Here is a 14,032-nt window from a genome sequence, read left to right on the forward strand (position 1 = left end):
CGTTTTAGCCTCCTGCAATAGCCTGCTTCCGTCCTGAATGTTACCCTACACGCTGACTGGTAAGGGAGAACACCGTGGCTGTCCATCTGCTCATCGTCGATGCACTCAATTTAATTCGCCGGATCCATGCCGTTCAGGGTTCGCCCTGTGTGGAGACCTGTCTGCACGCGCTTGACCAGCTGATTGTCCACAGCCAGCCCACCCACGCCGTGGCGGTGTTTGATGATGAAGCGCGTAACAGTGGATGGCGTCACCAGCGTCTTCCGGACTACAAAGCCGGTCGTCCACCGATGCCGGATGAACTGCACAATGAAATGCCCGCCCTGCGCACGGCCTTTGAACAGCGTGGCGTCGCGTGTTGGGTGTCGAGCGGCAATGAAGCCGATGATTTGGCGGCAACCCTGGCGGTAAAAGTCACACAAGCGGGCCACCAGGCGACTATCGTGTCGACTGACAAAGGCTATTGCCAGTTGCTCTCTCCGACGTTACGCATTCGCGATTACTTTCAGAAACGCTGGCTGGATGCGCCGTTCATTGAAAAAGAGTTTGGCGTTCAACCGCAGCAGTTGCCGGATTACTGGGGACTGGCGGGGATCAGCAGTTCAAAAGTACCCGGCGTCGCCGGTATTGGCCCGAAAAGCACCACCCAACTGTTGGTGCAGTTTCAGACGCTGGAAGGTCTCTACGCACATCTGGATGAAGTGCCGGTAAAATGGCGTAAGAAGCTGGAGGCTCACCGGGAGATGGCATTCTTATGCCGTGATATCGCACGGTTGCAAACCGATTTGCAGCTTGACGGAAACCTGCAACAGTTGCGTCTGGCACGATAGCATTGCGGGCCGGATGGCGCAGACCGTCCGACCCGGCACACAAACCACGACGACTCTGCACCGCTTATTCTTCGATACGTAATCCGTAGGTTTTAAACTTCTCGAGCACTACGGCGATTTCTTCATCGGATAACACCGGCACCGGATCCATCACCGCCAGCGTCTTCATATAGAGTTGCGCCAGCACTTCCACCTCGTGCGCCAGCCACAGTGCCTTTTGCAGGTTCTCCTCGCAGGCAATTAAACCGTGGTGTTGCAGCAGCGTGGCTTTGCGATTTTTCAGCGCCACGACCACATGTTCTGAGAGTTCGCGAGTGCCAAAAGTGGCGTAGGGCGCGCAGGGAATGGAATTCCCTCCCGCCGCCGCAATCATATAGTGGATGGCCGGGATCGGCCGGTTGAGAATAGACACTGCGGTACAATGAATGGCGTGGTTATGCACAACAGCATTCGCTTCCGGGCGAGTCTGATAAGCCGCCAGATGAAAGCGCCATTCGCTGGACGGTAATTTCCCCTCTTCGTATTTGCCGTCGTTATCCACGTAGACAATCATCTGTTCGGTCATTCGTTCATAAGGAATGCCGCTCGGGGTAATCAACATACCGTCCTGATAACGCGCGCTCACATTTCCCGCCGTCCCCTGGTTTAATCCCAGGCGCGTCATTTCAAGACAGGTTTCAATAATTTCTCGAGATAAACGAGTTCTTTCCATCTCAGTTCTCCGGGGTACTCGGTTCAATGACTGATAACACTCTTTTTGTCGCGCGTATTATTTTTGTCTTAAGCGCTTAATTAATTTCATTTCAACTTTTACCGTCTCATGAACAGGGCGATCTTCGATGGCGTTGAGCATCATTGTGAACGCTTTTTCCGCCCAGGCGTTCTCATCCTGCTGCATTGACCACACGTTATTGGACAAGAATCCCAGCATCGGGTGTTCGTCAAACGTACCGATATTGATCTCGGGCGGAATAACGCCAAAACGGTCACGAATGGCTCTTACTGCCCCTTCCAGCACCGGTAATGACGAGGCGATAAACGCCTGCGGACATCCTGCTTCGTCGATCAAAGCCTGCATGATCTGGTATCCCCCTTCCGGGGTGTTCACCGGCCCTTCGCGCACCCAGTCACGATGATGAATCCCTTTTTTACTGAGCGCATTCAGGTAACCCGTCAGACGGTCGCTGATACTGGGCAAACCGGTATCGCCCACCAGAAACCAGACCGGTAACTTTTCAGCATCCAGCAAACTTTGGGTTAAATGTTCACCGCCTGAAATATTGTGACTTTCCACCAGCGCGTTATCCGTGTATTTAAAATCACGGTCCAGCAATACCATCGGTTTTCTCACCTGACGTAAATGATGCTGCTGGTTTTCTAACGTTGACGGGACAATAAAAAGACCGTCCACATTACGGGCAATTAAAGCCTTGGTGATTTTGTTTTCGTAATCGACATCATCATAAGTACAGCTAATCATCAGCTGATAACCGGATCGGCGGCAGCGCTGCTCGAGTTTCTCTGCCAATGTGGCAAAGAAGACGTTAGAAATATTGGGAACAATCAGGCCAAGCGTATCCGTTTTATTCAGCTTCAGGCTGCGGGCGGAATGGTTAATCACATAACCATATCGCTCAACATATTCATTAATACGCGTTTGCGTTTTGAGGCTGATTCGATACTGTTCAGCTTTTCCGTTTAGCACCAGTCTCACGGTTGTCACCGATAAATTCAGGTCGCTGGCTATCTGTTCTACTGTTTTAGCCATGTATGTGCCCCAGTCACCGTCCAAGCGTCAATTGACAATCATAAAATCATTTTACACTTTTGTCTTACCGCATCAGTCGGTTAAGCGCACGCCGTTGATCTCACCTGGTAAGCGGGGGGCGAAGATACCGCCCCCTGCCGGTTTATTTCTTACCGAAAGGATGTAACAACTTGTCTATTTCCGGCGTATTGATGTTCTGGGCGCTCACAAATTTCACCGGGATATCGATCTCTTTCGCGACCGTTTGCCCGGACAGTGCCGCATTCAGGGTTTTAATCCCCTGGTAACCAATCTGATAAGCATCCTGGACGACAAAGCCCTGGATCACACCGGTGTTCAGGAAGTGAATAATCGCTTCGGTACTGTCAAAACCAATGACTTTCACTTTCCCTTTGAGATTCTGACTGTCGATAGCGTTGGCGACGCCCAGCGTTGAGCCTTCATTGGTGCCATAAATCCCGGCCAGATCGGGGTTGGCCTGAATCATATCAATGGTCTTATCCATCGCTTTTTGTGGATCGCCATCACTGTACTGTACGGGCAGCACCTTGATATCCGGATACTTTTCCTTCATGCGGGCAATGAACCCTTCCGAGCGTTCAATCGCTGACGACGTCCCGGCGACATGAGCGATAATGCCGACTTTACCTTTATTATTCACTTGCGCCGCCAGCGCGTCCGCCGCTTCAGCGCCCGCTTTGCGGTTATTGGTCGCCACGAAGCTAACCGGAATATCCGAGTTTACGCCGGAGTCAAAGGTGACAACCTTAATACCACGCGAATTCGCCGTTTCCACCAGAGGAGCAAGCGCATTGGCATCCAGCGCCGCCAGCAGCAGACCGTTCGGCTTTTGCGCCATGGCGTTTTCAACCAGCTGAATTTGTTCCGCAATCTGAGTTTCGTCCGCAGGTCCGACATAGCTGGTTTTATCGCCCAACTCTTTCGCTGCTGCTTCCGTGCCCATTTTCACGGTTTGCCAGAATTCATGCTGGAAGCCTTTACTGATGACCGGAAGGTTCAAATCTTTCGCTAACGCACTGGAAGTGATGCACGCCAGCAGGGATAACGCATAGACAAAATGCCTGGTTTTCATTGTTGTACTCCGTTGTGAGTGTGTCACCCTTAACGTCAGGGTCAGTGTTCCCCGTGACTGCCGGGAGCGTAAATCAACGAATCTTTTTGCGTAACGTATCGAGGTAGACAGCGGCGACGACCACAATGCCCATCGCGACCATTTGCCAGAACTGAGAGACCCCCATCAGGTTCAGGCCGTTTTTCAATACGCTCATAATGAATGCACCGATGATGGTGCCGCCGATAGTGCCAATTCCGCCCATCAGACTGGTGCCGCCGATCACGACTGCGGCAATGGCTTCCAGTTCATAACCGACGCCGACCGTTGGCTGACCGGAGTTTAGACGCGAGGCCAGAATCACCCCGGCAATGCCGGTCAGCAGGCCGCAGAAGGCATAGACAAAGATTTTGACGCGCTGAACGTTGATCCCGGAAAGGTGCGCCGCCACTTCATTACTGCCCACGGCATAGACATAGCGACCAATTACCGTTTTCTTGAGGATGTAGCCGGCGACCAGCGCCACAATCACCAGATAGAACACGGGATACGGCAGCACATCGAATAAACGCCCCTGCGCCAGCAATTTGAAGGTGGGATAATCGGCGAAATAGATAGCGCGCCCATCCGTCATCACCATGTTCATTCCCCGGACGGACATCATCAGACCCAGCGTGGCGATGAACGGGGGAATCGTCATTTTGGTCACCAGCAGACCATTCACGTAGCCACACAACCCTCCGGCCAGCACGCCTGCCAAAATACAGACCGGCAACGGCAATCCGAGCGTCGCGCAGATGCCGACCGCAACGCCGGAAAACGCCACCACCGATCCTAAAGAGAGGTCGATCCCTGCGGTGATAATCACAAACGTTACGCCAATGGCCATAATGCCGATAACCGACGTTTGCAGCGCAATTGTCATAATATTTTCGGTATTAAAGAAAAACGGCGAACTGAAACTGAAAAAGACAACCAGGATAATCAAACTAAAAAGCGGTGCAAGGCGCATTAAAAGTTCTTTATTAATTTTTATTTTCTTATTATTGCTGTCTGAAGAGGTTACAGAGATGGTCATGATTTAATCCTCTAACGTCGCATATTGCATGATTTTTTCTTGTGTGGCGTTATCAGCAGTTAATTCTCCGGTAATACGACCACTGCGCATAACTAAGATACGATCGCACATACCCAGCACCTCCGGTAATTCCGAAGAAATCATAATGATCGATTTCCCTTTTGCCACGAGGCGATTCATTAATTCATAGATTTCCAGCTTAGCGCCGACATCAATTCCACGTGTAGGTTCATCAAAAATAAGAATATCGGTATCTTTGCACACCCAACGGGCAATAATAATTTTTTGCTGATTTCCCCCACTCAAATTCAGGGCCGCCTGTTCAAGGTGTGGCGTTTTGATTCTGAGCGTCCTGACCTGCTCTTCACTCGTTTGCTGGCAGCGTTTCGAATCAACGTGACCAAAACGGTCGGCATATTCAGGGTAATTTCCCAACATAATATTGCGCTCAACGGACAGATTAAGCGCCAGTCCCTCTTTTTTACGGTCTTCGGTTAAATAGCTAATGCCTTGCGCAATGGCGTCAGAAATCCCCTTTATCACAATGGTCTTACCGTTCAACTTAATGGTTCCACTGTCGATGGGGTCGGCGCCAAAAATGGCGCGCGCCAGCTCCGTACGCCCGGCGCCCATCAACCCGGCAAAACCCAGTATCTCGCCCCGGTTCAACGTAAAGTCGATGTTATTGAGCACGCCTTTGCGCGTGAGGCCGTTAACCTCCAGCACCGGTTCCTGATGCGTCCGCGCTTCCCGGCGAGGATAGATATTCCCCAGTTCGCGCCCGACCATCATCGCAATCAGCTCACTGATCTTCACGGTTTCATAATCAACGGTATCAATGTATTGACCGTCGCGCATAACCGTCGCTCGATCGGCAATCAGCGCTAACTCTTCCAGGCGATGCGAGATGTAGACAATCCCGGTCCCCTGCGCTTTAAGCAGGCGGGTCACCTGGAATAAGCTTTCTATTTCTGTTTCCGTCAGCGCCGCGGTGGGTTCGTCCATAATCAGGATTTTGGCATTGACGGATATCGCTTTCGCGATCTCCACCATCTGCTGTTGCGCCACGGTCAGGTCTGACACCAACGTTTCTGGCGAAATATTCAGGTTTAATTTCTGCAAAATCTCGGTTGCCGCCTGTCGCTGCTGTTTTTCATCCAGCCGCCAACGGTTATTTTTACAAAACTCTCTGCCGATAAAGATATTCTCTTCCACGGTTAATTCAGGAAAGAGATTAAATTCCTGATGAATAATGGTAATCCCGGCATTCTGCGCGCTGAGCGGATCGCTGAATGACACAGGCTTCCCCTCAAATATAATATCCCCTTCATCCGGTTGATAAACACCGGACAAAATTTTCATCAGCGTGGATTTGCCTGCACCATTTTCACCTAATAGCGCATGCACTTCGCCCTTGCGAAGAGTAAAGTTCACATTACTCAACGCTAATACGCCGGGAAAGCGTTTGGTAATATGATTCATCTGTAAAAATGTTTCGGACATTGCTGCTTTCCTCAATAATCAGAAACTGCAGGCAGTGAATCAGGCGAAGTGCATTCTCAGGGAGCGAGTGTCACCATGAATGTGAATACTTCCTGAAAACACGTTTACGTCACGTCGATATGTTGCCAGATATTGCTAACTCGAGTTAGCGAATTGCCCTTTAAAGCTATTTTAGCCACCAAAAATAGCCAAATCATTTGGGTTAAAACTGTGATACCGCACAGACATTTATTTATAAGCATCTGATTTTAAATATTTTACTAAATTTGACTGTCATTTAATTATTTGATGCAGATCGAATTTTAACCACTTCTCGTGAAGCCCCTCACAATCCCATCAGAAAAAAGTTGTGTAAAAAACACGCCAATACCTAAGCTAACTCGAGTTAGCAAATTTACCTGTTTCAGCCGACTGCTGCGGTGGTGCCCTGTCATCCACCTGAGCAGCACGCCTATACGTGAAATGAGGAACCCCGAATGAAGAAGATCAGCCTGCCGAAAATTGGTATTCGTCCGGTTATTGATGGACGCCGAATGGGCGTTCGTGAATCTCTGGAAGCACAGACGATGAATATGGCAAAGGCCACTGCCGCCCTGCTGACAGAAAAACTGCGCTACGCCTGTGGCACCCCGGTTGACTGCGTTATTGCCGACACCTGTATTGCCGGAATGGCAGAATCCGCCGCCTGTGAGGAAAAGTTCAGTAGTCAAAACGTCGGCCTGACAATCACCGTAACACCGTGCTGGTGCTACGGTAGCGAAACCATCGATATGGATCCCCTGCGCCCGAAAGCCATCTGGGGCTTTAACGGTACCGAACGTCCGGGCGCGGTCTACCTGGCTGCCGCGCTGGCAGCGCATAGCCAAAAAGGGATCCCAGCGTTCTCCATCTACGGCCAGGATGTACAGGATGCCGGAGATACATCGATCCCAGCCGACGTTGAGGAAAAACTGCTGCGATTCGCCCGGGCAGGGCTCGCCGTCGCCAGCATGAAGGGAAAAAGCTACCTTTCGCTGGGCGGGGTGTCGATGGGGATCGCTGGTTCCATCGTCGATCATCATTTCTTTGAGTCCTGGCTGGGGATGAAGGTCCAGTCCGTCGATATGACCGAACTGCGCCGCCGCATCGATCAAAAAATCTATGACGAAGCCGAGCTGGAAATGGCGTTGGCGTGGGCGGATAAACACTTCCGCTACGGTGAAGATAAAAACGCGAAGCAATATCAACGCAACGCCGAACAGAGCCGGGCCATCCTGCGGGAAAGCCTGCTGATGGCAATGTGCATTCGCGACATGATGCAAGGAAATCCTAAGCTCGCGGAGATGGGACGCGTGGAGGAGTCACTCGGTTATAACGCGATTGCCGCAGGCTTCCAGGGACAGCGTCACTGGACCGATCAATATCCCAACGGTGATACCGCCGAAGCGCTACTGAACAGTTCTTTTGACTGGAACGGTGTACGCGAACCGTTTGTTGTCGCCACCGAAAACGACAGTCTGAACGGCGTAGCCATGCTGCTGGGACATCAGTTGACCGGCACCGCGCAGGTCTTTGCCGATGTGCGTACCTACTGGTCACCAGAAGCGGTTGAACGCGTGACCGGTCAGCCGCTGACCGGACGGGCAGAACACGGCATTATCCATCTGATCAACTCCGGTTCCGCCGCGCTGGATGGCACCTGTAAACAGCGTGACAGCGAAGGAAAACCGACGATGAAACCACACTGGGAGATCACGCAGCAGGAGGCTGACGCCTGCCTCGCGGCAACCGAGTGGTGTCCGGCAATCCATGAATATTTTCGCGGCGGCGGTTATTCATCACGCTTCCTGACCGAAGGCGGCGTGCCGTTCACTATGACCCGCGTGAACATCATCAACGGCCTGGGACCAGTGCTGCAAATTGCGGAAGGCTGGAGCGTCGAGCTACCAAAAGAGGTCCATGACACCCTCGACAAACGCACCGACTCCAGTTGGCCTACCACCTGGTTTGCGCCACGTCTTACCAGCAAAGGACCGTTCTCCGACGTCTATTCCGTGATGGCGAACTGGGGGGCAAACCACGGCGTGCTGACCGTCGGCCACGTCGGCGCAGACTTCATCACCCTCGCCGCGATGCTGCGCATTCCAGTCTGCATGCACAATGTGGAAGAGGCGAAAATTTACCGCCCTTCCGCCTGGGCCGCACACGGGATGGATACAGAAGGCCAGGACTACCGCGCCTGTCAGAACTACGGGCCACTGTATAAACGTTAAGGATCGCGCAACTGCCTGATGGCGACGCTGGCACATCTTATCTGGTCTACGGGGAATGACTCGTGGGCCGGATAAGCACAGCGCCATCCGGCAACGGGAGTCATTATGAAAAATGAAATCATCCTGGTTCTCGACTGTGGCGCGACCAACGTGCGGGCCATTGCCGTAGATCGTCAGGGACACATCGTTGCTCGTGCGGCGGTTGCTAATGCCAGCGAGGTAGCCACGGAAAACACCGCCTGGCATCAGTGGTCGCTGGACGCCATCCTGCAACGTTTCGCACAGTGCTGCCGGACACTGTCGGCTGAACTTTCGGCCTTTCAGATCCGCGCTATCACCGTCACCACCTTTGGCGTTGACGGCGCGCTGGTCGATGAAGACGGCGAATTGCTCTACCCAATCATCAGTTGGAAATGCCCGCGCACTGCCGCGATAATGGAAAATATCAGCCGCTTTATGCCGCCGCGTCAGTTGCAGACGCTTTCCGGCGTCGGCGCATTCAGCTTCAACACCTTATATAAGCTGATTTGGCTTAAAGAAAATCACCCGCAACGGCTGGATCAAGCGCACGCCTGGCTGTTTATCTCCTCACTCATTACTCATCGCCTGACCGGCGAATTCACCACTGACATCACCATGGCGGGCACCAGCCAAATGCTGGATATTCAGCAGCGGGATTTCAGCGCCGATATCTTGCAGGCCGCAGGGTTGCCGAGACGGCTCTTCCCGCGACTCGTGGAAGCCGGTGAACTGGTAGGTTCGTTGCGGCCCGCAATGGCAACGATGCTCGGTCTCCCACCGGGAATTCCCGTGATCTCTGCCGGACACGATACCCAGTTCGCGCTGTTTGGCGCCGGTGCGGGGCAAGATGAGCCAGTTCTCTCTTCCGGCACGTGGGAAATCCTGATGGTGCGTAGCGCCAGAGTCAATACAGCGTTACTGAGCAGTCATGCCGGTTCAACCTGTGAACTGGACAGCCAGCCGGGGCTTTACAATCCAGGGATGCAATGGCTTGCCTCCGGCATCCTTGAATGGGTGCGCAAGCTGCTGTGGACACCCGAAACCCCGTGGCAAACCTTGATTGCGGAAGCGAAAGCGGTTCCCGCCGGGGCCGATGGCGTGCGGATGCAGTGCGAGCTGCTTTCCTCTGTGGATGCAGGCTGGCGTGGCGTCACCCTGAATACCACCCGCGGTCATTTCTATCGCGCGGCGCTGGAAGGATTAACGGACCAGTTGCGACATAACCTGCATACGCTGGAAAAAATTGGCCAGTTCAACGCCACAGAACTGCTGCTGGTCGGAGGTGGGAGTCGCAATACGCTATGGAATCAGATTAAGGCCAACACCCTGGAGATCCCCATCAAAGTGCTGGATGACGCAGAAACCACCGTTGCCGGCGCGGCGATGTACGGCTGGTACGGTATCGGTGCGTTTTCCAGCCCGCAACAGGCCAGAGAACAAGTGCGCTACCAGTACCGTTATTTCTATCCCGAAACACTGTAAAGGAATCTCGCATGCTTAAAACGATTTCTCCCCTCATTTCGCCGGAGTTACTTAAAGTACTGGCGCAAATGGGACACGGCGATGAGATTATTTTCTCAGACGCGCACTTCCCGGCGCACAGCATGGGACCGCAGGTGATCCGTGCGGATGGTCTCAGCGTCAGCGACTTACTGCGAGCCGTGATCCCGCTGTTTGAACTCGACAGCTATGCGCCACCGCTGGTGATGATGGCTGCCGTCGAGGGCGATACCCTTGACCCGCACGTTGAAACACGCTATCGCGAAGCGCTTTCCCTACAGGCGCCATGCCCGGAGATCGCGCGAATCGATCGTTTCGCCTTCTACGCCCGTGCACAAAAGGCCTTTGCCATTGTTATCACCGGCGAGTGCGCAAAGTACGGGAATATTCTTTTAAAAAAAGGGGTAACCCCGTAATCTCAATCGCGGTCAGGGCATTTGATTGAGAGGTGAGAAGAGATGAAAGCGGCACGCCAGCAGACGATTGTGGATCTGCTCAGTCAGCATAAAAGCCTGACCACCGAAGCACTGGCCGTTCAGCTCAACGTCAGTAAAGAGACGATCCGCCGCGATCTCAGTGAACTACAGGAACAAGGGAAGGTTCTGCGCAACCACGGGCGCGTTAAAAGAATCGCCCGGGAAAACCCGGACAGTGGCGATCCCTTCCATATACGGCTGAAGAGCCATTACGCGCACAAAGCCGATATTGCCCGAAAGGCGCTGAGCTGGATTGAAGAAGGGATGGTGATTGCGCTGGATGCCAGCTCCACCTGCTGGTATCTGGCGCGGCAACTACCGGATATCAATATACAGGTTTTCACCAACAGCCAGCCGATTTGTCAGGAGCTCGGCAAACGCCAACAACTTCAGCTCATCAGTTCTGGTGGCCGGCTGGAGCGCAAACACGGCTGCTACGTCAACCCCGCACTCATTTCACAACTCAAATTTCTTGATATCGATCTGTTCATTTTTTCCTGCGAAGGGATCGACCGTCACGGCGCACTGTGGGATTCCAGCACCTTCAACGCGGATTTCAAATCAGTCCTGCTGAAACGCGCGTCACAGTCGTTATTGCTGATCGACAAAAGCAAATTCAATCGTTCCGGAGAAGCCCGACTCGGTCATCTGGATGACGTAACGCATATTGTGTCGGACACGCCGCAGTCATAACCACTAACGGGAATGGGTTGCAGACCTGATGAACATCAGTGCATCAGATCTGCAACGGCGCGAGCTAGCGCTCGTCGCGACGTCCGCCTACGGCGGCCCACAGGCGACGCACGTGCACCGTCACTTCTTCACGGTCGTGGTACAACTGCCGCGCCTGAATTTGCGCATTCACGCCATGCTCATCAAGCTGCGCCTGGAGATAGGCCAGATTCTGCGAGACCTCTTCGTAGCGTTTTTTCATTGGCAACTTGAGGTTAAAGATAGTTTCCCGGCACCAGCCGTTGACCAACCACTGCGCCATCAACGCCGCCACTTTCGCCGGCTTCTCAACCATATCGCACACCATCCACGAGATGTTGTTGCGGTTGGGGCGATACTTAAAGCCGTCTTCGCGCAGCCAGGTAACCTGTCCGGTATCCATCAGACTTTGCGCCATCGGGCCGTTATCGACCGAATACACCCACATATTGCGTTTGACCAGTTGATAGGTCCAGCCGCCGGGGCAGGCACCTAAATCCACCGCGTACATCCCGTTTGCCAGACGCTCATCCCACTCATCTTGCGGAATAAACACGTGCAACGCTTCTTCCAGCTTCAGCGTCGAGCGGCTGGGCGCATCGGCCGGGAACTTCAGGCGCGGAATGCCCATATAGTACGGCGAGTTATTACTGGCATACGAGTAACCGGTATAGCAGCAGCCTGGCGCGATAAAAAAGACGTGCACCACCGGGCGCTTCGGCGTCTCATAATTCGTCAGCACGCCAGCCTCGCGCAGGGCGGCTCGCAGCGGCACCGTGAATTTGCGACAGAACTTCATCAGCTCTTTACTTTCGTTCGTATCCGCCACTTCCACGCGCAGATCGCCACCCTTTTCCACCACGCCCTGCAACATGCCGACAATCGGCGTAATGCGATCTTCCGGCGGCAAGTGCTGGAGCAACTCGCCGACCACAAACCACTGGCGGGCAAAAATCAGCGAACTGAATGGCAGCTCGCTGATAATTTTTTCGGCGTCTTCGGCCTGATAGCACTCATAGATGACATAGCCTGCATTTTCTTTGACGCGGGCAAAACCGAAATACTCCCGACGCCCTGCTTTATCGGTGATTTCTGCGGCACACTCTTTTTCAAAGCCCGGGCGACACAACAACACAACCTTATTCATGAACTACGCCCTTACGCTTCAAACGGATAGCGCCGATTAACATCAGCACCCAACCTGCCAGGAAGCTGACGCCGCCGACAGGGGTAACAAACGCCCACAGGCGCAGATGAGACAGTGCCAGGCAATACAGGCTGCCGCTAAACAGCACCGTTCCTAGCGCGAGGAAAACGCTACTCCAGTAAAACCAGATGCTGATCCGGCGTTGCATCGCAACCGACAGCCCGAATATCGCCAGCGTATGAAACGCCTGATATTGCAGGCCGGTCTGGATCCAGCTCATTTCAACCACACCGAGGGTTTTGCTCAGGACATGCGCACCGAAAGCCCCCAGAGCGACATAAATAAAGCCGCTGATAGCGGCAAAAATCAGCATAAAACGGCTGGTCATGGTAATACCCTACGTAAGTTATTGTTCGTAACGAAAGCGGAATTTCTCTTGTTCCGTGGCCGCTTTCGCCAGTATCCACTGACGGAAGGCGGCTATTTTACCCAGTTCTGCCTGACTGTCATGACAAACCAGATAAAATGCGTTTTTACTGACCAGTACATCATTAAACGGGCAGACCAGTCGCCCCGCTTCAATTTCTGACTGCGCCATCACGTTATTCGCCAGCGCTACGCCCTGTCCGTGGATAGCGGCCTGCAGCACCATCGCGCTGTGGCTAAAGATAGGGCCCTGCTGGACGTTGATGTGATTTAACCCTAGCTGTCGCGTGTAAGTTTGCCAGTCACGACGTGAGGCATCATGTAGCAAAGTATGCGAAGCCAAATCCTCTGGCGATTTCAGGGGCTTATCGCCCGTCAACAGCAACGGCGAACACACCGGCAACAGATATTCGGCGTACAATTTCTCTACGCGCAGTCCAGGCCAGTTACCGCGACCATAAAAAATCGCCACGTCAACATCGTCCGCCAGTTTGTCTTCCTGACGGTCCACGGCCTGGATTCTGACGTCAATTCCCGGATAAGCTGAGTTAAAGCTAGAGAGTCGGGGCACCAGCCACTGAATCGCAAAACTGGGCAATAAACTGACCGTCAACGCCCCCTTTGCACTTCGCGCCTGAAGTTTACGCGTCGCTTCGGTTAATTGCGAAAAAATCTCTTTTATGTCGAGAAAGTAGCTCTGTCCTTCTTCAGTAAGAAGAAGAGAACGGTTGCGTCGGCGAAACAGCTTAAGCCCCAAAAAATCCTCAAGTGACTTGATTTGGTGGCTTACTGCGGCCTGCGTCACAAAAAGCTCTTCTGCTGCGCGGGTGAAGCTCAGATGCCGTGCGGCGGCATCAAAAACACGTAATGCGTTCAGAGGTGGAAGTCGTTTTGACATGGCTTTTAAACTTTGATGTTAAAAGAATTTAATAATTAAGCTACACTGTGTAACCTATTAGTTTTTTTAATCTGAGCCATTATAATTTGTCCGTTGAGGAACTACCAGCAAATACCTATAGTGGCGGCACTTCCTGAGCCGGAACGAAAAGTTTTATCGGAATGCGTGTTCTGGTGGGCTTTTGGCTTACGGTTGTGATGTTGTGTTGTTGTGTTTGCAATTGGTCTGCGATTCAGACCACGGTAGCAACGCTACCCTTTTTCACTTCCTGTACATTTACCCTGTCTGTCCATAGTGATTAATGTAGCACCGCCAATTTGCGGTGCTTTTTTTTACCTACTCTCTACCGA

Annotated in this window: 13 protein-coding genes; 5 read left to right on the forward strand and 8 right to left on the reverse strand. The window is 52.8% G+C overall.

Going from position 1 to position 14,032, the window contains the following annotated elements; translation table 11 throughout:
• The first annotated feature begins 74 nt into the window (after positions 1-74).
• On the forward strand, positions 75-830 hold the full coding sequence (gene xni / locus KI228_RS17570; protein ID WP_061069654.1) for a flap endonuclease Xni: 756 nt from the start codon (positions 75-77) through the stop codon (positions 828-830).
• 64 nt (positions 831-894) lie between these two features.
• Here xni and fucA read toward each other — a convergent pair whose 3' ends face one another.
• From fucA to KI228_RS17595, 5 genes are all read right to left on the reverse strand, one after another.
• Entirely contained in the window at positions 895-1,542 is a 648-nt protein-coding gene (gene fucA, locus KI228_RS17575) for an L-fuculose-phosphate aldolase (RefSeq protein ID WP_044264281.1), read from the reverse strand.
• A gap of 57 nt (positions 1,543-1,599) precedes the next feature.
• Positions 1,600-2,598, reverse strand: coding sequence for a LacI family DNA-binding transcriptional regulator (locus KI228_RS17580; RefSeq protein WP_042999498.1), 999 nt, complete (start codon positions 2,596-2,598; stop codon positions 1,600-1,602).
• Positions 2,599-2,740: 142 nt separating this feature from the next.
• Positions 2,741-3,691, reverse strand: a complete 951-nt coding sequence (locus KI228_RS17585) for an ABC transporter substrate-binding protein (protein ID WP_042999497.1) — start codon at positions 3,689-3,691, stop codon at positions 2,741-2,743.
• A gap of 73 nt (positions 3,692-3,764) precedes the next feature.
• Positions 3,765-4,748 carry an ABC transporter permease gene (locus KI228_RS17590; protein WP_044254230.1) on the reverse strand — a complete coding sequence of 328 codons (984 nt, stop codon included), beginning with the start codon at positions 4,746-4,748 and terminating at the stop codon, positions 3,765-3,767.
• Positions 4,749-4,751: 3 nt separating this feature from the next.
• Positions 4,752-6,251, reverse strand: coding sequence for a sugar ABC transporter ATP-binding protein (locus tag KI228_RS17595; RefSeq protein ID WP_042999495.1), 1,500 nt, complete (start codon positions 6,249-6,251; stop codon positions 4,752-4,754).
• A 476-nt stretch (positions 6,252-6,727) separates the two neighbouring features.
• Here KI228_RS17595 and fucI point away from each other — a divergent pair, with 476 nt between their 5' ends.
• The 4 genes from fucI to fucR all read left to right on the forward strand — a co-directional run bounded on the left by fucI (position 6,728) and on the right by fucR (position 11,193).
• Positions 6,728-8,503: an L-fucose isomerase gene (gene fucI, locus KI228_RS17600; RefSeq protein WP_061069653.1), complete on the forward strand. Its 1,776-nt coding sequence runs from the start codon at positions 6,728-6,730 to the stop codon at positions 8,501-8,503.
• 105 nt (positions 8,504-8,608) lie between these two features.
• On the forward strand, positions 8,609-10,006 hold the full coding sequence (gene fucK, locus KI228_RS17605; protein ID WP_061069652.1) for an L-fuculokinase: 1,398 nt from the start codon (positions 8,609-8,611) through the stop codon (positions 10,004-10,006).
• An 11-nt stretch (positions 10,007-10,017) separates the two neighbouring features.
• Entirely contained in the window at positions 10,018-10,440 is a 423-nt protein-coding gene (gene fucU, locus KI228_RS17610; RefSeq protein WP_042999492.1) for an L-fucose mutarotase, read from the forward strand.
• A gap of 42 nt (positions 10,441-10,482) precedes the next feature.
• Positions 10,483-11,193, forward strand: coding sequence for an L-fucose operon activator (fucR, locus tag KI228_RS17615; protein WP_061069651.1), 711 nt, complete (start codon positions 10,483-10,485; stop codon positions 11,191-11,193).
• A 64-nt stretch (positions 11,194-11,257) separates the two neighbouring features.
• Here the strand turns inward: fucR and rlmM are convergent, their stop codons facing one another.
• Genes rlmM through gcvA form a run of 3 tightly spaced genes read right to left on the reverse strand, consistent with a single transcriptional unit; the run spans position 11,258 to position 13,682 of the window.
• A complete protein-coding gene (rlmM, locus tag KI228_RS17620; RefSeq protein WP_042999490.1) occupies positions 11,258-12,358 on the reverse strand; it encodes a 23S rRNA (cytidine(2498)-2'-O)-methyltransferase RlmM in 1,101 nt (366 codons plus the stop codon).
• The gene (locus KI228_RS17625; protein WP_042999489.1) at positions 12,351-12,746 is read right to left on the reverse strand and encodes a DUF423 domain-containing protein; all 396 of its coding nucleotides are present in this window, start codon (positions 12,744-12,746) and stop codon (positions 12,351-12,353) included. Before KI228_RS17625 ends, rlmM begins: the two co-directional genes overlap by 8 nt.
• Before the next feature lie 18 nt (positions 12,747-12,764).
• Positions 12,765-13,682 carry a glycine cleavage system transcriptional regulator GcvA gene (gene gcvA, locus KI228_RS17630; RefSeq protein ID WP_042999488.1) on the reverse strand — a complete coding sequence of 306 codons (918 nt, stop codon included), beginning with the start codon at positions 13,680-13,682 and terminating at the stop codon, positions 12,765-12,767.
• Positions 13,683-14,032: the final 350 nt, after the last annotated feature.

Origin of the sequence: Citrobacter amalonaticus, from assembly GCF_018323885.1 — a bacterium.
GTDB classification, from domain to species: Bacteria; Pseudomonadota; Gammaproteobacteria; order Enterobacterales; family Enterobacteriaceae; genus Citrobacter_A; species Citrobacter_A amalonaticus.

What these genes read in the sequence shown, in the direction of transcription:
- fucU (WP_042999492.1), top strand. Translation starts at nt 10,018, where the DNA reads ATGCTTAAAACGATTTCTCCCCTCATTTCGCCGGAGTTACTTAAAGTA.
- fucK (WP_061069652.1), top strand. Translation starts at nt 8,609, where the DNA reads ATGAAAAATGAAATCATCCTGGTTCTCGACTGTGGCGCGACCAACGTG.
- KI228_RS17595 (WP_042999495.1), bottom strand. Translation starts at nt 6,251, where the DNA reads ATGTCCGAAACATTTTTACAGATGAATCATATTACCAAACGCTTTCCC.
- KI228_RS17625 (WP_042999489.1), bottom strand. Translation starts at nt 12,746, where the DNA reads ATGACCAGCCGTTTTATGCTGATTTTTGCCGCTATCAGCGGCTTTATT.
- KI228_RS17580 (WP_042999498.1), bottom strand. Translation starts at nt 2,598, where the DNA reads ATGGCTAAAACAGTAGAACAGATAGCCAGCGACCTGAATTTATCGGTG.
- gcvA (WP_042999488.1), bottom strand. Translation starts at nt 13,682, where the DNA reads ATGTCAAAACGACTTCCACCTCTGAACGCATTACGTGTTTTTGATGCC.
- fucR (WP_061069651.1), top strand. Translation starts at nt 10,483, where the DNA reads ATGAAAGCGGCACGCCAGCAGACGATTGTGGATCTGCTCAGTCAGCAT.
- fucA (WP_044264281.1), bottom strand. Translation starts at nt 1,542, where the DNA reads ATGGAAAGAACTCGTTTATCTCGAGAAATTATTGAAACCTGTCTTGAA.
- rlmM (WP_042999490.1), bottom strand. Translation starts at nt 12,358, where the DNA reads ATGAATAAGGTTGTGTTGTTGTGTCGCCCGGGCTTTGAAAAAGAGTGT.
- KI228_RS17585 (WP_042999497.1), bottom strand. Translation starts at nt 3,691, where the DNA reads ATGAAAACCAGGCATTTTGTCTATGCGTTATCCCTGCTGGCGTGCATC.
- fucI (WP_061069653.1), top strand. Translation starts at nt 6,728, where the DNA reads ATGAAGAAGATCAGCCTGCCGAAAATTGGTATTCGTCCGGTTATTGAT.
- KI228_RS17590 (WP_044254230.1), bottom strand. Translation starts at nt 4,748, where the DNA reads ATGACCATCTCTGTAACCTCTTCAGACAGCAATAATAAGAAAATAAAA.